At 45.4% G+C, this 21,586-nt stretch carries 24 protein-coding genes; 22 read left to right on the top strand and 2 right to left on the bottom strand.

Annotation, left to right across the window (positions count from 1 at the left end; all coding sequences use genetic code 11):
• Positions 1-20 precede the first annotated feature (20 nt).
• From LRL21_RS23650 to LRL21_RS23575, 16 genes are all read left to right on the top strand, one after another.
• Positions 21-2,384: a helix-turn-helix domain-containing protein gene (locus tag LRL21_RS23650; protein WP_240418263.1), complete on the top strand. Its 2,364-nt coding sequence runs from the start codon at positions 21-23 to the stop codon at positions 2,382-2,384.
• Between the two features lie 57 nt (positions 2,385-2,441).
• Positions 2,442-3,335, top strand: a complete 894-nt coding sequence (locus LRL21_RS23645) for a nucleoside hydrolase (RefSeq protein ID WP_240418262.1) — start codon at positions 2,442-2,444, stop codon at positions 3,333-3,335.
• Between the two features lie 229 nt (positions 3,336-3,564).
• Positions 3,565-4,011 carry a tellurite resistance TerB family protein gene (locus tag LRL21_RS23640; protein WP_338044667.1) on the top strand — a complete coding sequence of 149 codons (447 nt, stop codon included), beginning with the start codon at positions 3,565-3,567 and terminating at the stop codon, positions 4,009-4,011.
• 75 nt (positions 4,012-4,086) lie between these two features.
• A complete protein-coding gene (locus tag LRL21_RS23635) occupies positions 4,087-4,677 on the top strand; it encodes a TerD family protein (protein ID WP_240418260.1) in 591 nt (196 codons plus the stop codon).
• 52 nt (positions 4,678-4,729) lie between these two features.
• A complete protein-coding gene (locus LRL21_RS23630) occupies positions 4,730-5,305 on the top strand; it encodes a TerD family protein (RefSeq protein ID WP_240418259.1) in 576 nt (191 codons plus the stop codon).
• Positions 5,306-5,412: 107 nt separating this feature from the next.
• Positions 5,413-5,994, top strand: coding sequence for a TerD family protein (locus LRL21_RS23625; protein ID WP_240418258.1), 582 nt, complete (start codon positions 5,413-5,415; stop codon positions 5,992-5,994).
• A gap of 36 nt (positions 5,995-6,030) precedes the next feature.
• Positions 6,031-7,413, top strand: coding sequence for a TerD family protein (locus tag LRL21_RS23620; protein ID WP_240418257.1), 1,383 nt, complete (start codon positions 6,031-6,033; stop codon positions 7,411-7,413).
• Between the two features lie 26 nt (positions 7,414-7,439).
• Complete coding sequence (locus tag LRL21_RS23615) at positions 7,440-8,222, top strand: TerC family protein (protein ID WP_240418256.1); 783 nt, start codon at positions 7,440-7,442, stop codon at positions 8,220-8,222.
• A gap of 82 nt (positions 8,223-8,304) precedes the next feature.
• Positions 8,305-9,519 carry an HpcH/HpaI aldolase/citrate lyase family protein gene (locus tag LRL21_RS23610; protein ID WP_240418255.1) on the top strand — a complete coding sequence of 405 codons (1,215 nt, stop codon included), beginning with the start codon at positions 8,305-8,307 and terminating at the stop codon, positions 9,517-9,519.
• On the top strand, positions 9,452-10,879 hold the full coding sequence (locus LRL21_RS23605) for a phosphoribosyltransferase family protein (protein WP_240418254.1): 1,428 nt from the start codon (positions 9,452-9,454) through the stop codon (positions 10,877-10,879). Before LRL21_RS23610 ends, LRL21_RS23605 begins: the two co-directional genes overlap by 68 nt.
• On the top strand, positions 10,876-12,024 hold the full coding sequence (locus LRL21_RS23600) for a cysteine protease StiP family protein (protein WP_240418253.1): 1,149 nt from the start codon (positions 10,876-10,878) through the stop codon (positions 12,022-12,024). Before LRL21_RS23605 ends, LRL21_RS23600 begins: the two co-directional genes overlap by 4 nt.
• Positions 12,021-12,857 (top strand): HAD family hydrolase, encoded by an 837-nt coding sequence (locus tag LRL21_RS23595; RefSeq protein ID WP_240418252.1) that lies wholly within the window; start codon positions 12,021-12,023, stop codon positions 12,855-12,857. The genes LRL21_RS23600 and LRL21_RS23595 overlap by 4 nt, the downstream gene beginning before the upstream one ends.
• Positions 12,854-13,906 carry an ATP-grasp domain-containing protein gene (locus LRL21_RS23590; RefSeq protein ID WP_240418251.1) on the top strand — a complete coding sequence of 351 codons (1,053 nt, stop codon included), beginning with the start codon at positions 12,854-12,856 and terminating at the stop codon, positions 13,904-13,906. Before LRL21_RS23595 ends, LRL21_RS23590 begins: the two co-directional genes overlap by 4 nt.
• 327 nt (positions 13,907-14,233) lie before the next feature.
• Positions 14,234-14,875 carry a hypothetical protein gene (locus LRL21_RS23585; RefSeq protein WP_240418250.1) on the top strand — a complete coding sequence of 214 codons (642 nt, stop codon included), beginning with the start codon at positions 14,234-14,236 and terminating at the stop codon, positions 14,873-14,875.
• 21 nt (positions 14,876-14,896) lie between these two features.
• On the top strand, positions 14,897-16,006 hold the full coding sequence (locus tag LRL21_RS23580; protein WP_240418249.1) for a toxic anion resistance protein: 1,110 nt from the start codon (positions 14,897-14,899) through the stop codon (positions 16,004-16,006).
• Positions 16,007-16,451: 445 nt separating this feature from the next.
• Entirely contained in the window at positions 16,452-17,033 is a 582-nt protein-coding gene (locus tag LRL21_RS23575; RefSeq protein WP_240418248.1) for a hypothetical protein, read from the top strand.
• On the opposite strand, the gene LRL21_RS23570 is transcribed toward LRL21_RS23575, so the two are convergent.
• Together LRL21_RS23570 and LRL21_RS23565 are read right to left on the bottom strand one after the other, a co-directional pair.
• Entirely contained in the window at positions 17,030-17,437 is a 408-nt protein-coding gene (locus LRL21_RS23570; protein WP_240418247.1) for an ImmA/IrrE family metallo-endopeptidase, read from the bottom strand. The two genes, LRL21_RS23575 and LRL21_RS23570, sit on opposite strands and share 4 nt — an antisense overlap.
• A 50-nt stretch (positions 17,438-17,487) precedes the next feature.
• A complete protein-coding gene (locus LRL21_RS23565) occupies positions 17,488-17,928 on the bottom strand; it encodes a helix-turn-helix domain-containing protein (protein ID WP_076233951.1) in 441 nt (146 codons plus the stop codon).
• A 342-nt stretch (positions 17,929-18,270) separates the two neighbouring features.
• On the opposite strand from LRL21_RS23565, the gene LRL21_RS23560 reads away from it, so the two are divergent.
• From LRL21_RS23560 to LRL21_RS23535, 6 genes are all read left to right on the top strand, one after another.
• Positions 18,271-18,801, top strand: coding sequence for a sigma-70 family RNA polymerase sigma factor (locus LRL21_RS23560; RefSeq protein WP_240418246.1), 531 nt, complete (start codon positions 18,271-18,273; stop codon positions 18,799-18,801).
• 267 nt (positions 18,802-19,068) lie between these two features.
• Positions 19,069-19,560: a phage neck terminator protein gene (locus LRL21_RS23555; RefSeq protein WP_240418245.1), complete on the top strand. Its 492-nt coding sequence runs from the start codon at positions 19,069-19,071 to the stop codon at positions 19,558-19,560.
• 12 nt (positions 19,561-19,572) lie between these two features.
• Positions 19,573-20,592 (top strand): DUF3383 family protein, encoded by a 1,020-nt coding sequence (locus LRL21_RS23550; protein ID WP_240418244.1) that lies wholly within the window; start codon positions 19,573-19,575, stop codon positions 20,590-20,592.
• A 30-nt stretch (positions 20,593-20,622) separates the two neighbouring features.
• On the top strand, positions 20,623-21,018 hold the full coding sequence (locus LRL21_RS23545; RefSeq protein WP_240418243.1) for a phage structural protein: 396 nt from the start codon (positions 20,623-20,625) through the stop codon (positions 21,016-21,018).
• A gap of 49 nt (positions 21,019-21,067) precedes the next feature.
• Positions 21,068-21,361, top strand: a complete 294-nt coding sequence (locus LRL21_RS23540) for a hypothetical protein (protein WP_076233246.1) — start codon at positions 21,068-21,070, stop codon at positions 21,359-21,361.
• Positions 21,342-21,542 carry a hypothetical protein gene (locus LRL21_RS23535; protein ID WP_076233247.1) on the top strand — a complete coding sequence of 67 codons (201 nt, stop codon included), beginning with the start codon at positions 21,342-21,344 and terminating at the stop codon, positions 21,540-21,542. The genes LRL21_RS23540 and LRL21_RS23535 overlap by 20 nt, the downstream gene beginning before the upstream one ends.
• Positions 21,543-21,586 lie beyond the last annotated feature (44 nt).

The raw sequence follows: 21,586 nt of genomic DNA, 5'->3' as shown, positions 1-21,586 counted from the left end.
GCAAAAGAGAGGAAACAACGATGAACAACGGGATCATGCGATTCAAACAATTCCAGAGCAAGCAGAACCGATTATTTCTCAAAATTTTATCGTATTTCCTGTCTCTTTTGATTCCGATTATTATTATTGGCGTGTCCGAATATGCGTACTCGATCAGCATGATAAAAAATCAGTTTAACGAGCGGATTACCACTAATCTGGAATCTGCAGCGAATACGATAGATTTATATATTAATACGACGCAGGAGACGGGAATCAATTTTCTGTTTGATTATACCGTCATGAATCTGCTTATTCCCAAGGACCAACAAAGCCTAACCATCAAATCAGAGCTTTGGCGCTTGCCGCGCATTCTGCAAAGAAGCGAGAACATTATTAGCAATTTTACGGATTCAACCTTTGTTTACATTGATAATCAGGAGGTTTACGTCGGTGCGGGCGTTAACACATTTAGCTCCTATTTCAATAACATTTATAAGTACGACAAGTACGATACGGCATATTGGATCAATAAGCAGAATTCCACGAAAAGCATAGAGCTGCTGCCGGTTTCCAGAGTGATCCAGGAGAAGATGGCAATCAAGCAGGTTGTACCTATTGTCATGACCAACCGGATTCAGAATCAGAATGCTGTGATGGTTGTCAATATTTCCATCAATGCAATCGTCAATGCGTTAAAAGGTAATGCCGTTTTCGATTCCACGAATTTTGTGGTACTGGATGGGAATCAGCAAATTATTTACGATGAGCATGGACTGATGAACGGTTCGCCGGAAAGCTCGGCCTGGCTGCCTGCTTTTCATGAGCAAGGCGGAGCGCAGGATATTGAGATACAGGGAAAGCGTTATATGATTGCCCATATCAAGTCCAATTTGTATGGCTGGGATTATTATTCGTTCACACCGCTTAGCGAGTTCAACCAGCATACAGTTAATATTTTGCAAATGACGGTGCTGCTATCTATCGTGTTGATTGTAATGGGCATTATCTTTTCGTTCGTGTTCAGCATTCGTATTTACAATCCAATTCGCAACATTCGTGATGTGATTGCCTTAAAAAGCGATTTGGGCAAAGGAGATCCTGCAGATAATATTCATTCCAATGAGTTTGATCTGATCCGCCAGGGGATTGACCGTCTATCCGACAGCAACCAGCAGTACAAGGTTAAATACGACAAGCATACAAGCGAGTATGTCGAGTATTCACTGCTGTTCTTGCTTAAAGGCCACACCTTGAATCAGGAGGAAATATTACGAGAAACGTTAAAGGCGGACTTCGGCTTCACGCGTGCGGGCTTTATATGCTGCTCGGTCCATTTTGATTTTAAAGAGGCGTTTTACGAGGATATTCAGGATACCGAGCGGATCTATGTCATCAACGGGATCAAAAAAATCATCTGGTCCCTCCTCGGTCGTGATTTGCCCGCCTACGTACTGGAGCATCGGCAGCATTTGTTCGTAGGGCTGGTGAATGTGGATGAAGCGCAGGAAACGGAACTGCTGTACGAGGCTTTTAACCGGATGCTCGGAATTTTTGAATATGACATACGGATGTATTACGACATCACGATTGGAATCGGCACCTTTTACACCAACGTCAATGATATCGGCATTTCCTATAATGAAGCGATGACAGCGCTTGGCAAACGAAATAAGGAAAAAAGATTTCAGATTGTCGATTCCAACCACATGTCTATCCGCAACAGCTACCAATATTCGTTGTACGACGAGCAGAAGCTATTAAATTATTTGAAGCTGGGCGACGAATCAGCCGTAAGTACGGTGCTTGAGGAAATTGTCGAAAATAATATGCGGCGCAGCATGTCCTATGAGCATATGGGGCAGCTGTTTAAAGAAATGTATGTAACCGGTGTCCGCTTTTTGGCGGAAAAAGGCCGCAATGTTACGTCTCTGGAGATGGATCAGCAGCTTCAGCAGTTCACAAGTCCCGCAATTGGGGATACGCTGACCGGAACGAAGGAGGAGCTGCAGCAGATCATTCAGTCATTTTACGCCCGAATTATTGAAGTGACCAAGGCACAAAAAGGTCAAAGATCGGGCAGCCTCGTCTCGCTTATCGAAAAATATATTCAGGAGCATTACACACAGGATCTGGGCTTGGAGCAAATAGCCGATGAAATGGGCGTTTCCGTGAAATACGTGTCTCGCGTATTTAAAGGTAAAACCGGCGTATATTTGACCGATTATATCAATCAGGTGCGTATCGAAAAAGCCAAGGAGCTGCTGACCCGGACCGAGATGAAGGTCAATGATATTGCGGAAAGCATCGGCATTCACAGCCGGACCACGTTTTTACGCGTGTTCAAAAAAGTAGAAGGCGTCTCACCCAACGAATATCGCACTTTGTATAAAAAAAACGATTAGGCTGGCTGCAGTTCAGTCGAGTGTGACGGGCGGCCTGTACGACATGGAGGTATTCTGATGGAATTTGATTACCCACAGCATAAAAAGCTGCGCGTCATAATCAATACCGACACAAAGGCGGAGGCAGATGATCAGTATGCTATCGTTCATGGCATTTTGACGCCATCCTTTGAGCTTCATGGAATTATAGCAGCCCATTTTGGAGACAAAATTTCCGAGACCAGCATGCTGGACAGCAGGGGAGAAATCGATTTGCTGCTGCGGTTGATGGGACTGGAGGGCAGCATAAGAGCAGAGAACGGAGCTCCCCATGCAATGCCGGATGAATGGACACCTGTGGATTCGCCTGGAGCCCGCCTTATTATAGAAGAAGCGCTCAAGGACGACGACCGGACGCTGAACATCGCTTTCTGTGGACCCTTGACCGATATGGCGTCAGCTTTGCTGCTGGAGCCGGCTATCGAGGGCCGTAATATTCGCGTCATCTGGATTGGCGGTTATACGTGGCCCGCAGGTGGCAGAGAGTATAATCTGGCCAATGATATCCATGCGGCCAATGTTGTTTTTAAATCCAGGCTTGAGGTATGGCAGGTACCCTATAATGCCTATCGGATGATGCCTGTCAGTCATTCGGAGCTGATAGAAAAGGTATATCCGCACGGCAGGATCGGTGCCTATCTGGTCGAACAGCTGCTGGAATACAACAGCAGGAAAAAAGAAGCTATCGAATACCGCTCATTAGGAGATTCGCCTGTGATCGGGCTGATCCTCTATCCCGAATGCGGTAGATCGGAATGGCGGCCGGCACCCGAGATTGATCCGCTGATGCATTATATCCATAATGGCAAGCATCGGGCGATTAAAGTGTACGAGACCGTAGACCCGCGTTTTATCTTGGAGGACTTCTTCGCCAAAATTGCCCGTTTTGCCCGTAGCTCGAATACAAACTGATTAAATTTCATATTTTCGTACGATAATGAAAGATGACAATGCACTATATTGTCATCTTTTGTGTATGTTAAGAAATCCTATCGAAACTTGCAATATTTTAGGGATATGTATAAAGTTATATAGTAGGGAAAAGGTGGGAAATCTTAATAGCACCGCCTGTTTGTTATTAGATATAGAGAAATGGGTAACATAACCTTATAAAAATGGAGGAAAACAAAACATGAGCGCATTGAACTCGTTTCAAAATTGGTTATCCAAGGGTAAAACCAGTTTACAGGATTCCGTCAAAAAATATAAAAACAAGGATCTACTTGAAGCCATAGTTGCCGGATGTGCTATAGTAGCTGCAGCGGATGGTAATATTTCTGCAGCAGAGAAGCAAAAGATGGCCGGTTATTTAAATCATAGTGAAGAGCTGAAGGTATACAATATTACGGATGTTATCAATAGGTTCAACCATTATACAGGCAATATGGACTTTGATGTAACCATTGGTAAGCAGGAGGCGTTGAGAGCAATTGCTCCGTTCAATTCCAAGCCCGAGGTCGGCCGTATCATCGTTGGGGTATGCTGCGCGATCGGTGCAGCGGATGGAGATTTTGACGAAACAGAGAAAAATGCGGTCCGTGATATTTGTAAGGTACTTGGACTGAACTCCGGAGAATTTGGTTTATAAAATCTTGAAACCACATACAGGCGTATGCCGTATTACAGGTGAAAGATAGAGATCAAGCGAAGGAGGTACGAATACATGTCGATTTCATTGGTTAAAGGTCAGAAGATTGATTTGACAAAAGGTAACGCAGGTTTGTCGAAAGTTGTAGTTGGTCTTGGATGGGATGCCATCGAACAGAAGAGAAGCTTCTTCGGCGGCAAAAAGCCGGCTATTGATTGTGACGCATCGGCATTATTGCTGAACGCGAACAACAAGCTGGAGAGGAAAGAAGATCTCGTATGCTTCTATAACAAAACAAGCGCATGTGGTTCTGTTGTTCACTCTGGAGACAATACGACAGGTGAAGGTGATGGCGACGATGAGCAAATCGTTGTTGATTTGACCAGAGTACCTGCTCACGTTCAGAAAATTTTGATGGTCGTCAATATTTATGACTGTGAAGCCCGTAAACAGGACTTTGGCATGATCAAGTCCGCCTATATTCGTGTATTTAACCATACGAATGATCAGGAGCTGGTACGATTTAATCTAACTGACAGCTATGCTGGCAAAACTGCATTGATTGTTGGTGAAATTTACCGTAATAACGGCGAATGGAAATTTAATGCAATTGGCGAAGGCGAGCAAGCTGCTCATATCGACTTGTTGGCCAGACGCTACACATAATTTTTACAGCAAAACCTAACCTAAATTATAGAAAAGCGAGGCGAATTTTATTATGGCAATCAGCTTAACTAAAGGACAAAAAATTGATTTAACTAAAACCAATCCAGGTCTGACCAAGGTATTAATCGGTCTTGGGTGGGATACGAACAAATATGATGGCGGTAAGGACTTTGATTTGGATGCATCCGTGTTTTCCTTGAATGCTACAGGCAAGGCTGGCTCCGAGAAGGACTTTATTTTCTACAACAACCCGAAGAACGAAAATGGCTCCATTGTACATACAGGCGATAACAGAACAGGCGAAGGCGACGGAGATGATGAACAAATCAAAGTAGATTTGGCTGCGGTTCCGGCTAACGTCGACAAAATCTCGATTTGCATAACGATACACGAAGCCCAAGAGCGCGGCCAAAACTTTGGACAAGTTTCCAATGCATATGTGCGAATTGTAAACGATGAAACCAATTCGGAATTGACTCGTTACGACCTGGGAGAAGAATTCTCCATCGAAACAGCTATCGTAGTAGCTGAATTGTACCGCAACAATGGCGAATGGAAATTCAGCGCAGTCGGCAGCGGCTACAAAGACGGTTTGAATGGCTTGGTTCGTGACTTCGGGCTTGCATAAACAATAATTCCCTCTCATGTATTCCATGAAATGGACAATAAGCCGCCTTTACAAGGCGGCTTATTACAAGTAACAGCTACTCTTTAAAATTGAAGGGAGTTTCTTATATGACAATCAGCTTATCCAAAGGACAACGTATCGACCTTACCAAAACCAATCCAGGACTGACCAAGGTTATTGTAGGTTTAGGATGGGATACGAACAAATATAACGGTGGTAGCGACTTTGACCTCGATGCTTCTGCATTCATGCTCTATGCCGATGGTAAAGCCAAAGGTGTTGATGACTTCGTATTCTATAACAATCCGAAAACTCCTAACGGTTCTGTTGTGCACACTGGCGATAACCGTACAGGTGAAGGTGAAGGCGATGATGAGCAAATCATTATGGATTTCTCCTTAGTGCCTGCAAATATTGAAAGAGTCGGGATTACCGTAACGATTCATGATGCACAAGCCCGCTCACAAAACTTTGGACAGGTTTCCAATGCGTTTGTTCGCATCGTAGATGAGTCCAATGGCAGAGAAGTGCTGCGTTATGATCTGGGAGAGGAATTCTCCGTGGAAACCGCAGTTGTCATTTGTGAGCTGTATCGTCAGGGACCGGATTGGAAGTTCCAGGCAATCGGTTCCGGTTTTTCCGGCGGTCTTGCTGCTCTTTGCAAAAACTACGGACTTGACGCCAACTAGACTTTGTAACATAAAACGTAAGAAAGGTGTGTAGTCATGGCGGTCTCAGTAGTTAAGGGTCAGAAAGCCGATCTGACTAAAAACAACCCTTCGTTGACTCAGGTTATAATTGGCATGGGTTGGCGTAATGCAAATGGTGTGGATCTTGATTTTTCCGCATTTGTACTGGGGGCTAATGGGAAGGTTTCACGTGATGAAGACCTTATTTTCTATGGAAATCCTGTAGGAGCTAATCATGCGGTTTCCCTGACAACAGGTGACAAGCGGAATATGGCGGGAGTTACCGACCGGGAGCAGGTTACCATTCAATTGGGAAATGTGCCCACACAATATTCCAAGATTGCTTTTACCTTAACTGTCTATGAGGGAGAGAAAAGAAAGCAAAATTTCGCTCAAGTAGACGATGCTTATATTCGTATCATAGACCCAACGTCTGGCAGCGAGCTGATTCGCTACAACCTGGGAAAAGATTTCTCCGTCGAAACGGCCGTTGTCGTAGGGGAATTATATAGATACAACAGCGATTGGAAGTTCAATGCGATCGGCTCCGGTTATTCTGGTGGCCTGGAAGCCTTGTGCAATAGCTTTGGCATAGAGGTGAAGGAAGAAGAGGTCAAAGCACCAACACCACCGACACCTCAACCGCCGCCAATTGTCCAAGCAGATAAGCCGCCGGTTAATAACCAGCCGCTGAACCTGAACAGGCCCAGCCAGCAGCCCAATAACCCGCCACAGCAGCAGCCGCTTAATTTGAATCGGCCTTCTAGGGAGCCTGCACAGGTACCGCCAGCACCAAATGTTCCACCAGCAGCCAATCCGATCAACTTGAACAAAATCGAGCTGAAAAAACGCGGCGATACGATTAATCTTCAAAAAAATTCCGGCTCACTTGGTGAGATTCTCGTCAATCTGAACTGGGATCAGAAGAAAAAATCCGGTTGGTTCGGTGGCAGCAGCAATCTGGATCTGGACTTGGCCTGCTTATATGAATTAAAGAATGGCAGCAAGGGTGTTGTACAGGCATTGGGCAATTCCTTTGGTTCGCTTACGCGTGCCCCTTATATTTCTCTCGATGGAGATGATCGGACGGGTACAGTGAAAACTGGCGAAAATTTGCGGATTAATGGAAATATGCTGAAGGAATTCAAGCGGATTCTCGTATTTGCCTTTATCTATGAAGGAGCTGCCAACTGGGCAGAAGCCAACGGCATTGTCACGATCAAGCAAAGCGGCGGTCCCGATATCGAGGTCCGTATGGATGAGCATGAGAAAAATAAAGGTATGTGTGCCATTGCATTGATTCAAAATGTGAATGACCAAACCTTGAGCATTGAAAAACTGGTCTCCTATTATTCGGGTCACGCTAAGATGGATGAAGCCTATAAATGGGGCTTGAGATGGGTTGCCGGTTCCAAATAACTGTTAGTTAAAAGGGGGGATCGAGTTTGTCAGATTTTATAAGCAGCTTTATTGCCAATTTCAGTACCTTTTTTAGTTGGTCTGTTATTGTTTCCACACTTTCAGATCCGGTTAACTGGGGAATTATTGGTACTCTGATTTTGTTGGAAGGATTGTTATCTGCAGATAATGCACTTGTGCTGGCTGTCATGGTAAGGCATTTACCGAAAGAACAGCAAAAGAAAGCATTGTTCTACGGGATTGTCGGGGCTTATGTATTTCGTTTCCTCGCCATCGGTATCGGAACATTCCTGGTTAAGATTACATGGGTGAAGGTAGCAGGCGGCGTGTACCTGTTATGGATCGCTTGTAGCAATCTGTTCAATCTCGAATTCAAAATGTACGGCATTCTGCCTTATATCGGTAAGAAGGCTGAGCAGGAAGAAGGAGAAATTGAAAATAAGGGAATGAGCTTCTGGAAAACAGTAGCCGCTGTTGAGATGATGGATATTGCATTCAGTATTGACAGTGTACTGGCTGCTTTCGGTGTTAGTGAGAAGATTTGGGTATTGTTCCTTGGAGGTATTCTAGGCGTTCTGATGATGCGTGGTGTCGCTCAAGTATTCCTTAAGCTCATTGAAAAGTATCCAGAGCTCGAAAAAGCAGCTTTTGTTTTGATCATCGTGATCGGTGCCAAAATGATTGCAGCTGCGTTCGGATTCGAAGTATCCCATGTTATCTTCTTCTCTTTGATCATTGCCATATTTGTAGGCACGATCATCTACAGTGCGGTTAAGAACAAAGGCAGCAAAGAGGTTAAATCCAGTTAATGGATGTTATAGTAAGCGAATATCCTTCCAATTTCGGGAGGATATTTTAAATTAGGTGAAATAGAAATGGAGGAGCGATTGCATGCGTTATTTTCATTACCTCTCTGAAGAAGAGGAACAGCTCCTCTTCTATGAACCACCGGTCTCTTTTGACAATACATCTGACAAGGAGCTGCTGTCCATTGCTGTCGGAGCCGCTTTGTATACACCAGCCACAAGGCTTACAATTGCGGATGATATTGTTTCCGGTAAACATGAAGGATTGACCACTCTGGTGTTAGATCTGGAGGATGCCGTAGGCGACCATCAGGTAGAGCTTGCCGAGGAATGCTTGATCCAGCAATTGCGCAGGTTATCTGCCTGGATTCGACTTGGCACTCTGCTGACACACAGCCTGCCGCTGCTGTTCATTCGTGTACGCTCTCCAGAACAAATGGGCAAAATATTGACTCTGCTCCAGGAAGACGCCGCTTTGCTTACCGGGTTTGTATTTCCTAAGTTTACGGTTGATAATGCCCAGCATTACCTCCAGCTTCTCATGGATTACAATCGGTACAAGGCTCCGTCAACAGCTGTGCTATACGGAATGCCTATATTGGAAACAGCTGCCGTGATTTATCGTGAAAGCAGGCTGGAGACGTTACTGACGATCAAACAGCTGCTGGAGCCTTTCAAGGCTTATATTCTCAATATTCGGATCGGCGCAACGGATTTCTCAAGTTTGTTCGGCATTCGGAGAAGCTCGGATACGACGATCTACGAATTAGGAGTTATCAGGGATTGCATCATGGATATTATTAATGTTTTTGGACGTATTGAGGATGGTTATGTGATTTCCGGCCCTGTGTGGGAATATTTCAAAAGTGACCGATCCCCGACGCAGATTGTCCCGCAAAATCTGTTTGAGGATGCGATGGGGCGGAAGGGCCGCAGGGTTAAGATGCAGGTCGTCAATCGCCAGACAGATGGATTGCTTCGTGAAATTGCATTGGATAAAGAAAATGGACTTATTGGTAAAACGATTATTCACCCCACGCATCTTACACTGGTTCAAGCACTTCTTGTCGTCAGTCACGAAGAATATATGGACGCCACCTCCATCATCGCCAACAGTCACGGTTATCTCGGTGTTATGAAGAGTCAATATGCAAATAAAATGAACGAAATGAAACCTCATCTGAATTGGGCACAGCGGATTATGAACAGATCAAAAGTATATGGGGTGTTTCATGAAAATCAAAGCTTCAATTCCTTGCTCGTCCGCATCGGTCAAGAGCAAGCATACGTACAAAATTAAGGATCAATTAGAGGTTATTGTTCATGTCACGAGCAATCCTCTGAATCTACCCATGGAAGAGCTATTTTTGATGGCTGCGAGAATTAATAAAAAAAGAAGCTTTTTGTTTGTCAGCAAAGTTTTGGGCAAGCACATTCCTGTTGATCCGCATGTATCTTTACTCGGAGGAGCTGCCTTGGCTGTGCTGCTGCAGCAAGAAAATGGTGGTCTGGTGTCGGTAGATCTTCCGAAAATTGTTCAAGCGATCCGCAACCCAGCCGTCTATGCAGCAGCTGTATATGCCAATTTAAAAAGCAGCCCATTACTTATTGACCAGTCGCATCTCTTTATAGGCTTTGCGGAGACGGCAACAGCATTGGGTCATAGCATGTATGAAGTATTTAGTGGACCTACCCGATATTTGCACACAACACGAGAATCAATCAGAGAGCTGGATTCCATTCTTAGCTTTGAAGAGGAGCATTCGCATGCGACGGCGCACCGCTGCTATGCGCGTAATGAGCACTTTTTTCAAGGAACACAGCCGGTCGTCCTGGTAGACGATGAGATCACGACGGGTAAAACCGCACTGAATATGATTCGCGATTTACATATGAAATTTCCGCGTTCCAAATACATCGTGGCCAGTCTACTCGATTGGAGATCGGATGCAGATCGCGAACAATTTACGAAACTCGAGACCGAGCTGGGCATTGAGATTGTGTGCCTTTCGTTAATTGAAGGACAGATCGAGGTTCAAGGCAGCTCTATTGAATACATGGAAGAGACTGCACCTTCTATATCTGCAGCAGCCGAGTCTACAAAAATTACAAAACATTATGTGTACAATAACTTTGATCATATGCAGGTAAGCTCGGGCAATTCCATAGGCGATGTGAATTTGAATCCTTACGTGAGCCTGACAGGTCGGTTTGGGCTTGACTATGGGGACAATATATTGCTGGATAAGCAGGTTCAACAGGCGGCAGACTTCCTGAGATCACTTAGAACAGGTGCAAATACCTTATGTATCGGTACTGGCGAATTTATGTACGTTCCGATGCGAATTGCCGCTGCTATGGGTGATGGAATCCTCTATCAATCTACCACACGCAGTCCGATCCATCCGAGTCAAGAAGCAAGTTATGCGATCCAATATAGGGATGCCTATACCTCACCAGATGATCCGACAGTGATGAATTTCCTGTATAATATTCCTCCTAGTCATTATGATGAGTTGTTTGTGTTTATGGAAAGGGAAGCTTCCTCAGAAGCAGAGAGACCTTTTGTTGAAGCTTTACGACGCACGCATACACCGCATATTCATCTTGTTTATTTTAGCCCACCTGTGAACGATGTAGATAAGGAGCTAACCCCATGAAAACAGAGTTATTTGCCAAGGAGATTCAAGCTCCATCAGCAGTTGGAAGCTACAACCCAGCGGATGTGCAGTTTCTGTTAAAGGATTTAAGCGACATTACGCTTGAACGAGGGACCGAGGATCGTGAAGAGGCGATTCAGTCCGGTGTGCATTATTCGGAAATGCTGCCTGTGGAGTACCAGCCTACGGATGATTACATCCAGCTGTTCCACGATACGCTCGAGGAGTCTGCTGAGAAGGTAGCAGCCGCGGCGGGCGTCGTCGCTGAATTGATCCTGAGTAAACGCGGCAAGCATACGGTATTGGCTTCTTTGGCGCGTGCAGGTACACCGATCGGAATCTTGATTAAACGGTATATTCAAGAGGTGCATCAAATCGATATGCCTCATTACAGTATTTCGATTATTCGCGGTAAAGGTATCGATGAAAATGCGATTCGTTATATGCTGCACAAGCATCCTGATCATGAGATCCAGTTTGTTGATGGTTGGACAGGAAAAGGCGCTATTCGCAAGGTGCTGGTTGACGCCTGCGAGCATATGAAGAATAAGTATGGAGTGAGCTTGAATGATGATCTCGCTGTACTCGCGGACCCAGGCTACTGCTCGGAAACCTTCGGTACCCGTGAGGACTTCTTGATACCGAGTGCTTGCCTGAACTCCACCGTATCGGGATTAATGAGCCGAACAGTGCTGCGGGATGATCTGATTGGTCCGAATGACTTTCACGGAGCGAAATTTTATAAGGAGTGGCTGTCCAAGGATTTATCCAATCTGTTTATTGACAAGGTATCCAGCTGCTTCAAGCGTATTGAGGCCAAGGCGAAGGACACAGCTTCATTCTTCGAGCTTCATCCGGAGCAAACGGAAGCGACGTGGAAAGGGCTTCACGATATTAAGCGAATTCAACAGGATTATGGCATTGATGATGTGAATCTGGTTAAACCCGGAGTAGGCGAGACGACCCGTGTCTTACTGCGCAGAGTGCCTTGGAAAATTCTCGTAGATCGGTTGGACAACCCAAACCTCAAGCACATTTTGCTGTTGGCTGAGGATCGAAAGGTGTCAGTTGAAGTGTATCCGAATCTTACTTATTCATGCTGCGGGATTATTAAGCCATTGCGTAAAGGGGAGGTCGAAGCGTGATATTTGCCAGTGATTTGGATCAAACCCTGATTTATTCGGAAGCCTCGATGGGGCCGTTGAAGCCTCATGAGCAGACTGTTCCTATTGAGCTGTATGAGGAAAGATATATTTCCTTCATGACAAAGCGTGCAATACAGCTGCTAACCGAAGTAACAGCGAGCATGCAGTTTATTCCGGTTACGACACGGACTGTGGTGCAGTATGAACGTATTTTTGTATTCAAGGACACGGTAAGGCCGACCTATGCGATTACGAGCAATGGCGGCACCATTCTGGTCAATGGACAAGCTGATGAGCATTGGAAGCAAACGGTAACCGCGGCAGTTGCCCGTTCAAGTGCTCCGGCGGCACATATTAAACAATATTGGGATCGGATCGCAACGCCAGAGTGGGTGCTAACGGAAAAATACGCCGATGAGCTGTTTTATTCGCTGGTCATCGTGCGGGACAAGATTCCGCAGCTTGAGCTTGATGATTTTCGGGCGGTCATCGCAGAGCTGGGCTGGAACCTGTCAATCCAAGGCAGGAAAATATATCTGGTGCCCGCTGCATTAAGCAAAGGCGCTGCGATGCTTCACCTTAAGGAGAGGCTGGGTGCCGCACATGTTATAGCCGCGGGCGATTCTTTATTGGATGAAAGTCTGCTGCTGGCGGCAGATGAAGCCATAGCACCGAGACATGGCGAGCTGTTTAAGCACTATCCTAAGCATCCGCATATCACGTACACGCAGCTTCCAGGAATCTATGCCTCTGAAGAGCTTTTGGAGAAAGTATTGGAACGGCATGCATACAGGAACGGAATCATCTATGAGAAGAAAGAAGGCGTAGTATGAAGCGGATTTGGTTTAATCGCTGGTTTTCAGTAGCTTATCATTATATGAATATGATCCGCAATAATCCTTATGGTGAGCGGTTCGAATTGTATGGGACGCATCCTAATATTCAGCATATGTCCTTGCAGGCTTGCGATCATGCAGAAACGGAGCCAGTGCTGGAAGGTTTTGAATATGTGGAGTTTTGCCTGGACTTCTGCAAGCGCCATCGTATTGATGTGTTCATTCCGAGATTGAAGATGCTGGAAATCGCCAAGTATGTCGATCTGTTTGATCAAATTGGCACTAAAGTCATGCTTTGCCGCGATACGGAATTAATGGAGAACCTGATGGAAAAGGATTTATTTTATGAGTCCGTTCGTGGCAAGCAGATCGTGGAGATCCCTGAGTATTATGTCGTCAATACGGCCTTAGCCTTTAAGCAAGCCTACGAAAGCTTAACCTCCAAAGGGCTGAAGGTGTGCTTCAAACCAACAAATGCCGAAGGCGGCATGGGCTTTCGAGTTGTTGTGGAGGAACAGAACCGATTGAAGGAGCTGTATGGCTGGGTGAACCTCAATATTACCTTCGAGCAGGCGTATGAAGCCTTTTCCTCGCAAGACACCTTTGAGGATATTATGGTGATGGAGCTGCTGGAGGGGAATGAGTACAGCATTGATTGTTTGGCTTCAGCAGACGGTGAGCTGCAGGCCGCGATACCACGCCGTAAGGAGGCTGGACGCCTTTACTTCCTGGAGGATGTGCCAGAGCTGCTCGAAATTTCAAGACGCTTTGCCGCGGAATATCGGATCCCATACGTATATAACATTCAGGTAAAATACAATAATGGTATTCCCAAATTGCTCGAGATTAACCCAAGAATGTCTGGCGGACTGTACATTACTTGCTTGTCCGGAGTCAATATCCCTTATTTGGCCGTCAAAGCGGTACTGGGTGAGGAGATTGCCATCCCCGTCCCGCAGCTGGGGATTACAGCGAGCTACGTCGAGCAGCCGATTATGCTGGTGACAAGTGAAGCTGGGCAGCTGGAACTGGAAAAATCTATTTAAAAATTTGGCATAGCTCCCTGAGAAGGGGGCTGTTTTTACAATCTAAACAACGCTTCATCGAATCGAATAGGCTTCAACTATAAGCATTTTCATATGTGGAGATATTTGGACGGCATCTAAAAAGAGGATTTCACGGTACATTAATTTAGCCTGCCGTGATTTTGTGATATGATGGTGATATAGAAAAGCGAATACTTACGAAGTCAGTTTTGCTAAAGCAAAACTCAGCAAATGCTTACGAAGTCAGTTTTGCTAAAGCAAAACATAGCAAATGCTTACGAAGTCAGTTTTGCTAAAGCAAAACTTTTTAGGAGGTGAAAGAAGCGAATGTCACGACTCAAGCTGTTTTCCATTTTCGTTATTGCAGGTTACTTGATTGGTTTGCTGGCTACCTTATTCGTTCCCATCTATGTCGCGCTTCTGATTCCGGCAGGACTATCGTTATTGGCACTTATTTTCTACAAACCGAAGCATCCGATGCAGGGTGCAAAGCCTTTTGCCGAGCCTATAGCTCCATCCGAAGCTTCATCCACACCTTTGTCGTCCAGTCTGCAGGATGCAGTAGCTAAGGACCCGGTATGGGGGCCTGTTCTTGAGTATATTGGCGTGCTTGAGGATATGATGATATCCGAAGGGCAGAAGGATAATCTCGATAATGAAATTGTGGAGAAAACACTTTCTCTCTTAACCCGGCTTCAGCGGGTCATTCCGCAGCTTCAGGAGCTGAATGATGGGAATATCAATCATAATATTCATCGGCTGGTGTTCAAGGATTTGAACGGGGCGGTTAATCCGTTTTTGAAGCTGAGTGGGGAAGCCAAACGACAAAACCGTCGGCTGCTGCTGACAGGACTCAAAGATATTAATTCAAAAATTTCCTTTTATGTGGAATCTATCGAACATCGGGATTTAATTGATCTGCAAACTAAAATTGACCTTATTCATGAACGCTACAACGTACAAAACTAACCTTTTAAGGAGCTGATAAGATTGTCAACACAACCATTGACGGAGCTTGTTCTACTTAAACAGGAGGATGTGAACAAGGTAGAGCAGGAGGCGCAGCAGCTGATTCAAAAAGTATCGACGACCGATACATTAGATCTGGACAGCCTTATGGATGAGATCGGTAATATGGGTCAACGAACGATGGAAAAGGCAGGACAGTCGCTGGCGATGCTTGAACGTCCCGTGAATGAGCTGATGTCCGGCAAGCGGGCTGAGGTTTCCAATAACATATTGAAGCTCCGCGGCGAGGTGGATGCGCTGAATAAAAGCAAGCAGGTCGGATTTTTTGACAAGCTGCTGAAAAAAACACCGATGAAAAATTTTGTCTATAAATATCAATCGGTGAACACGAATGTAGCGGCGATTGTCCAATCACTACGCAATGGCAAGGATACTTTGCAGGAAAATATTGTGTATATGAAAAATTTGAAGCGTACCGCGATTCAGGAGGTTTACAATGTTCAGGCGCGAATTGCGATGGGCAATAAGCTGAAGGAATTGTTTGAGCAAGAGATCAGCAAGCCGGAAAATGCGAATCGAAAAACCCATCTGGAACGTGGTCTGCGCAAGGTCGTCACCCGTATCCAATCGTTTACTGAAATGATTTTGCTGTACCAGCAGGCGATTGCAGGCACGGATATTATTAATGACAATAATGATAAGCTGATTGACGCGGTAGACAGTACGATTCACAAAACCCAGCACTTGATTACTGTATCTGCGATGATCTCTATGGCGCTTCAGGATCAGCTCGATACGATTGATGCGGTCAATTCCGCGAATCGGACGCTGGAGACGATGTTTGCCGAAAATTCAAGGCAGCTGAAGGAAACGACTCAGAAAACGAATGATCTACTCGGCAAACCAGCGCTGCAGATGGATGTGATTAATCAGGCGATTGGTGACTTGTTCACCGCGATGGATTTGTATGAGCAATCGAACCGCAGTATTATTCAAACCGCAACCGAGCATACCTCCAAAATGACGGAGATCAACAAAACCTTGAATCAACGTCTTGGTCTTAACCCTGGTGGACAAGCTTCGATCCAAAATCAACAGCAGAACCAGTCTTTGTCGAGTTTTCTGGAATAGGCCAAGGTAAAGTTGTACAAGCATATCATCGAAATGGAAACCGGGAGCACTCAGCTCCCGGTTTTTGTCGTTGTACGTATGTTGTGGGTCAGAACGATTTGTCCGGTGAGAACCAGTCTTGGTTCATTCGACATGCTTGTGTAACCAGCAGAATTCATTCGCATACAATGTATGGAATATGGGCAAGTCGGTTGTGCATAAGGTTAGGTATGGTCAGGAATCACATTAAAAGGAAATTGAGGTGTTCCTATGCTTGATATGTTGACAGCACTTGGGACGATTATTACGCTGATTGTGTTGGCCAGTATAGAGAGGGCTCGGTATATAGCGTCATTAAACGATGAGATATGAGAATTGAGGACGATTATTGTCAGTGAAGGTGATGTTTGCCAATGCCTATGAATCTGGTACTATGTAAATAGTATCTATAGATCGGAGGCTGTATATGCTAGAATTTGAATTCGAAATTATTAACGAATCTTCGATAAACCTGCGTTATTTATTTGGTGGCGAATGGTTCACTTTTAATCTTTACTTGAGTGATGACGTCTGGATTCTTCATCCTTTTGAAGGGATACTGCTCGGTAACAAGGAAATGAGCCGACTGGTCATATCCGATATGTTCACGAATAAAACCTTTTTGGTTATGCTGGCCAAGGAGAGAATTTTGTTGTCGAATATTCATGCCTCGATGGATCTGGGGCAGCAGTCGGAACAGCAAATTCCGCTCCGCGGCAGAATCGAGGATCAACCCGAGCCTGAAGATCATAAGGACAGCTTGGATGACATGGACGCTTTTATTCAAGGGAATTCAATAGAAGAGGTTATTGAGCATGAGAAAAACCTCGTAATAAGTCGCATCACTTATTTTCGTGAAATCTTAAAACGTATGTTCATGGACGGCCTTGGCCCTAATGACGAGGAGTTTGAGAAAGTTCGCGGAATTGTAAAAGTGTATGAGGAGGCTGCACAGAAATTGGGGAACCAGGATGATCTGTTTAACGGGAACAATCACATACGATTCTAGAAAAATCTGTGCATCTCCTCGGGAATGCCATGGCGTGTACAATACTGTTCAATCGTTTCTTCCTGATGAAATTCGCTGTTGAATACGAGCAGCTTAACGGCGAAGCGGTTAGCCTGCATTTCAAATTTACCCGGATTAAAAAATGAATGCTCCTCCAGAAAAAAACGGCTGATCCCCTGATGAAGTCGATCATGTCCAAGCTCGTGGGCACAGACGAATCGCTGCCATTCTGAAGAAAGCTGATTATGAATGACGATAAACCGTCGTTTGAGCTTGCGATAATAGATGCCTCTTGTATTCGTCCCCAGGTCATGGAATCTCACTTGGATCCCCATCGCACGGGCAATCGTAAAGGGGCAGTTCGTTTTATGTCGTTGTATAAGCTTGGATACGGTATTTTCCATTATCATCACCCGGCTAATTCAATTAGTAAGGCAGTTACGACCTGTGATGTTCACGGCTTGGGTGTGGTATCGGAGTTCTTTGGTTTGGTGCGTTTGTTCATCTGCTTGGCTTCCCAGAAAAAGCCGGTCAAAACGTCCATAATCCGCTGCCTGTCCGCATCATTGATCGGCATACCGTCAAACATGACCTCGCCATCTTCCTCCAGCATTTTTTTGAAATCCCGCTTGTCTCTCGATGTAGCCCATTCAGGAATTTCGTTCAACCGTTCCTCCGGCATATGACCGGCCTGACTCATCATTTCCTCATAGGGCACTTTTAAGGCATCGGCGAGCTTGCGAATCGTTTCCGGTTTGGGGATGCCTCTCAGACCATTTTCAATGCGCGAGATCTGAGCATTACTAATTCCAGAATCCAGTGCCAGCTGATTAATGCTGATTTTTTTGCGTTCACGGACGGATTTCAGATAGCTGCCAAACTGCGTTTCGCTCATAGTAAGAACCTACCCTTCATTACCTCTTGGTAATAATATACCGAAAATATTCCAAAAGGTAAAGAGAAATAACGAAAAACTGTTACCAAAAGGTTAAAAAGACAGATAATTGATTGTTATAGGGGTTATTTGCCTGTTTTTCCAGCTTTACCAAAGAGAGTAATTTTAATAGTATTATAGCACAAGTGTTCGGGAAAGAGGTGAAAAAAAACCATTTTGAGTAAACGATAACAAGGGGTTGTCATCGTAAAAGCGTGAGGAAGAAGAAAGGGCAAATTTTTGTTGAGCCAGTGTTACCAAAAGGTATTTATTTAATAAAACAATATACAGGAGGTTATGCAGATGAACCGAGGAAGTTCTGATCAACCATGGCTTACAGATATAGACGAGCTGAAACAAGCTTACCGCAGCACTCATCATATTTTGCTTAAGGCTAAAAAAGTCGCCCATCCGCCCGAGGAGCAGCAGTTAATTGCCGAAATGATCGCAGATGTCAATTATGCCATTGAATGGATGCATACCGGCAAATGCCCGGGTAACCGCAGAGGTATCGAACGCAGAGCCGCTTACCAGCGGGAAAAGCTTGTAGATCCGTTCCAAATGCAAATCTACATGCAGCAGCACAATCCGGTAATGGACGAGCCTGCCGCGGTTACAGAGTCACAAAGATTGCAAATTGAACAAGTATTAGCCAGCTTAAGCGTCCGCGAGCGGGAATGCTATGAGCTTCATCATGGGATGAGCTATTCCTTGAGTGAGATCGCAGAATTGCTGGGCGTGAAGAAAGGCACCGTGCAGGGCTATGTGCAGACGGCGAATAAGAAGGTCGTGCAGGCGAAGCAAAGCGCAAGTACAGGCGACCAGCATGCTTGATGTCATGTAAAAGCAATCATCATCGGCTTTCACGAGAGTTTTAGTAAGCTGCCCCTTACGACTGCCACCTAATAATGAGAACAACATACGAACAAGTGTTCTTGTTTTAAATCGAAAGCATGATCATGCAGGATGCAGCAAGAGCCCAAGCAGGAAAGGAGCAACCCAAGTTGACGAGTAAGAAGAAGAGTTGCCGACAGCAGTCGCGTTCACCCGCTTTCAACAACAGATGGCTCACAAGTCGGCTTCATCAAGTGGAAGGCAGGTATGTCCATGATTGATCTGGAGCTGATTCAAACGGTAATCGCCGATGGCTTGAGTGCTCATCTTGGTATACCGGTTGTGCAGGTGGATGAAGTAAGGCCATCACAATATCCTTATATCACGTACAGCTATTCCGGGCCCATCAAATATCCAAATGGTACACCGGTCATGACTCTTGTTGAAGCTGGCACTGAAGAAGTGATGGAGCGGTACACGGAGCAGCCTACTTGTCGCATTAGCTTGAATTCCTGCTCGAACCAACAGCTGGAGAGCTGGACGAATGCGATTCGGATGCACGACTGGTTCCGTATCGTCGGTCACGATGCTTTAAAGCAGGGGGCCGATCTGGTCGTCGTGCAGGCTGGAAAGATTAAAAACCGCGATTCGTTTATTGAAGGGGTATGGGAGCGTAGGAGTCAATTGTATGTGACCTTCCGCACCGCAAGTGTAGTGGATATGAATCAAGGAATTATTCAAACAGTAAATTGGAAATAGGGAGGAATTAACATGGTCAACTCAAAAAAAGACGTAACAGTTGTCATTGATATTCAAAAGCCCGTAGGGCGTTTAGGATTTGGTAAGGTACTTATTCTCGGAGCAAAAGCAGGTGGTTCCGAATATAAAGAATACGCCGATTTGGCGGGTGTTAAAGCGGATTTTATTGAAACCACAGAGGAATATAAAGCGGCACAGGCGATTTTTGCCCAAGGTGATCAAGCACCTTCCGTGATTGCTATTACTTGCCGCAATTCGACAACAGGCGAGTCCGAGGAAACACTGGCTCAGCGCTTGCAGACTGTTTTGGATAAAGATTGGTATTTCCTGATCAGCACCTCAGCTGCCAAGGTGGATGTGCTGGCTGTTGCCGATGAGATTGAAGCCGATGGAACCCATCAGTTCTTCACTCGCTCTTCAAGCTTAACGGATTTGGCGGCAATCAAGGCCAAAAACTATACCCGCACGACCGTTCTCTACCATACGACGATCAACAATTATCCGGAAGCGGCATGGGTTGGAGCGGCTGGCTCTGCACCTGTAGGCAGCATCACCTGGAAATTCAAAAAGCTGAACGGTATCCAGCCGTTGGAGCTGTCCAGCAGTGAGTTGTTGGCGATTCATAATCTGGGTGCGAACGCATATATTTCCAAAGCCGGTGATGCAGTAACGACGGAAGGCCGGGTGGTCGATGCCGAATATATCGATATTATCCACGCCAGAGATTATGTGAAGTTTTCGATCGAATATGGAGTTCAAAAGCTGTTGAACAGCACACCAAAGGTTCCTTACACCACAGCGGGTATTGCCCAAATCGAGGGTGTAGTCAAAACCGTGCTTCAGCGTGCGCACAATCAGGGCATTATTGCAAGTGACGAGGATGGCTTGGGCCTGTATGGAACGACCTTCAAATCCCGCGATGAAGTAGACCCTGCCGACCGTGCGGCCCGCAGCTACAATGATGGCTCTTTTTACTTCGAGCTTGCCGGAGCTGTACATGATGCTACGATCCATGGAGTTATCCAATTTTAAGATGCAATAACATTATGAGGAGGAATAGAAATGGCTATAACAACTTATGATCCGAAGAACGTATCAATTACCGTAGACGGTGTGTTTATGACTGGACTTGGCGAAAGCATGGTGGAAATCTCCAAGGATGAAAATAATTACGATACCAAGGTTGGTGCTATGGGTGATGCGGTGCGCACCAAGATTAATAACAGCTTGGGCACGATCAAAATCACGCTGCAGCAAACAAGTCCGCAGACTACATTTCTTGACAGCTTGGCTAATACCGGTAAATTGGTTCCCATCAGCATCATTTCGTACAACGAGCCGAAGCAGACGACCACGGTAACGCAGGCTTTTCTAAAAAAGCAGGCTGACCGCAAGTACGGCAAGGATTCCGAGGACCGCGAATACGAATTCCAGGCCATGGATCTTAATTTAGCTTAAGATTGGTCAATCGCATATCAATAACAATACGATCAGGAGTGATGGATACATGAGCAACTTTAAGCAAAAAAACTATACATCCCGCAGCGGTAAAGCCTATACATTCCAATTCCCGGGCGTACGTGCGGCGGCACAAATCAGCGACCGTGTAAAAAATAAGTTCGGAGTTCCACAGGAAGAGAAGCTTGCTGAGGAAATGATGAAGAACGTCATCGTCGAGCCGAAAATCTCGTGGGATTATTTTGGCAGCGATAAAAAGGAATTCAACGATGTGATTGCGGCCTCCTTCCGTTTCCTTGAAGGCGAAGACGAGGAAGCCTCGGATGACCATAACCAGGAGTGAAGCGCGTCAGCGGGCGGAACGCAACTGGGGCATGTGGCGTTTGCTGTTGAGTGATATGAATATCACTTATAGCGAGCTGAACCAGATGGACCAGGACGATCTGGCCGAGGCTAATGCGGCGCTCGATATGTACATCGAGATGATGGAGAAAAATATGGAGAAATCGAAGAAGCGTTCCTGATGGACGCTTCTTTGTTCTTTTGAAGGAAAGGTTGGTGGAGGGAA

The sequence above is a fragment of the Paenibacillus periandrae genome, from assembly GCF_022458865.1.
Lineage (GTDB): Bacteria > Bacillota > Bacilli > Paenibacillales > NBRC-103111 > Paenibacillus_S > Paenibacillus_S periandrae.
The sequence above is the reverse complement of the archived record's forward strand: the minus strand, read 5'-3'. Positions and strand labels throughout refer to the sequence as shown.

Excerpts from the sequence above, each read along its gene's own strand:
- LRL21_RS23650 (WP_240418263.1), top strand. The coding sequence starts at position 21 with ATGAACAACGGGATCATGCGATTCAAACAATTCCAGAGCAAGCAGAAC.
- LRL21_RS23645 (WP_240418262.1), top strand. The coding sequence starts at position 2,442 with ATGGAATTTGATTACCCACAGCATAAAAAGCTGCGCGTCATAATCAAT.
- LRL21_RS23635 (WP_240418260.1), top strand. The coding sequence starts at position 4,087 with ATGTCGATTTCATTGGTTAAAGGTCAGAAGATTGATTTGACAAAAGGT.
- LRL21_RS23630 (WP_240418259.1), top strand. The coding sequence starts at position 4,730 with ATGGCAATCAGCTTAACTAAAGGACAAAAAATTGATTTAACTAAAACC.
- LRL21_RS23625 (WP_240418258.1), top strand. The coding sequence starts at position 5,413 with ATGACAATCAGCTTATCCAAAGGACAACGTATCGACCTTACCAAAACC.
- LRL21_RS23620 (WP_240418257.1), top strand. The coding sequence starts at position 6,031 with ATGGCGGTCTCAGTAGTTAAGGGTCAGAAAGCCGATCTGACTAAAAAC.
- LRL21_RS23610 (WP_240418255.1), top strand. The coding sequence starts at position 8,305 with ATGCGTTATTTTCATTACCTCTCTGAAGAAGAGGAACAGCTCCTCTTC.
- LRL21_RS23605 (WP_240418254.1), top strand. The coding sequence starts at position 9,452 with ATGAAAATCAAAGCTTCAATTCCTTGCTCGTCCGCATCGGTCAAGAGC.
- LRL21_RS23600 (WP_240418253.1), top strand. The coding sequence starts at position 10,876 with ATGAAAACAGAGTTATTTGCCAAGGAGATTCAAGCTCCATCAGCAGTT.
- LRL21_RS23590 (WP_240418251.1), top strand. The coding sequence starts at position 12,854 with ATGAAGCGGATTTGGTTTAATCGCTGGTTTTCAGTAGCTTATCATTAT.
- LRL21_RS23585 (WP_240418250.1), top strand. The coding sequence starts at position 14,234 with ATGTCACGACTCAAGCTGTTTTCCATTTTCGTTATTGCAGGTTACTTG.
- LRL21_RS23575 (WP_240418248.1), top strand. The coding sequence starts at position 16,452 with ATGCTAGAATTTGAATTCGAAATTATTAACGAATCTTCGATAAACCTG.
- LRL21_RS23570 (WP_240418247.1), bottom strand. The coding sequence starts at position 17,437 with ATGGAAAATACCGTATCCAAGCTTATACAACGACATAAAACGAACTGC.
- LRL21_RS23565 (WP_076233951.1), bottom strand. The coding sequence starts at position 17,928 with ATGAGCGAAACGCAGTTTGGCAGCTATCTGAAATCCGTCCGTGAACGC.
- LRL21_RS23560 (WP_240418246.1), top strand. The coding sequence starts at position 18,271 with ATGAACCGAGGAAGTTCTGATCAACCATGGCTTACAGATATAGACGAG.
- LRL21_RS23555 (WP_240418245.1), top strand. The coding sequence starts at position 19,069 with ATGTCCATGATTGATCTGGAGCTGATTCAAACGGTAATCGCCGATGGC.
- LRL21_RS23550 (WP_240418244.1), top strand. The coding sequence starts at position 19,573 with ATGGTCAACTCAAAAAAAGACGTAACAGTTGTCATTGATATTCAAAAG.
- LRL21_RS23545 (WP_240418243.1), top strand. The coding sequence starts at position 20,623 with ATGGCTATAACAACTTATGATCCGAAGAACGTATCAATTACCGTAGAC.
- LRL21_RS23540 (WP_076233246.1), top strand. The coding sequence starts at position 21,068 with ATGAGCAACTTTAAGCAAAAAAACTATACATCCCGCAGCGGTAAAGCC.
- LRL21_RS23535 (WP_076233247.1), top strand. The coding sequence starts at position 21,342 with ATGACCATAACCAGGAGTGAAGCGCGTCAGCGGGCGGAACGCAACTGG.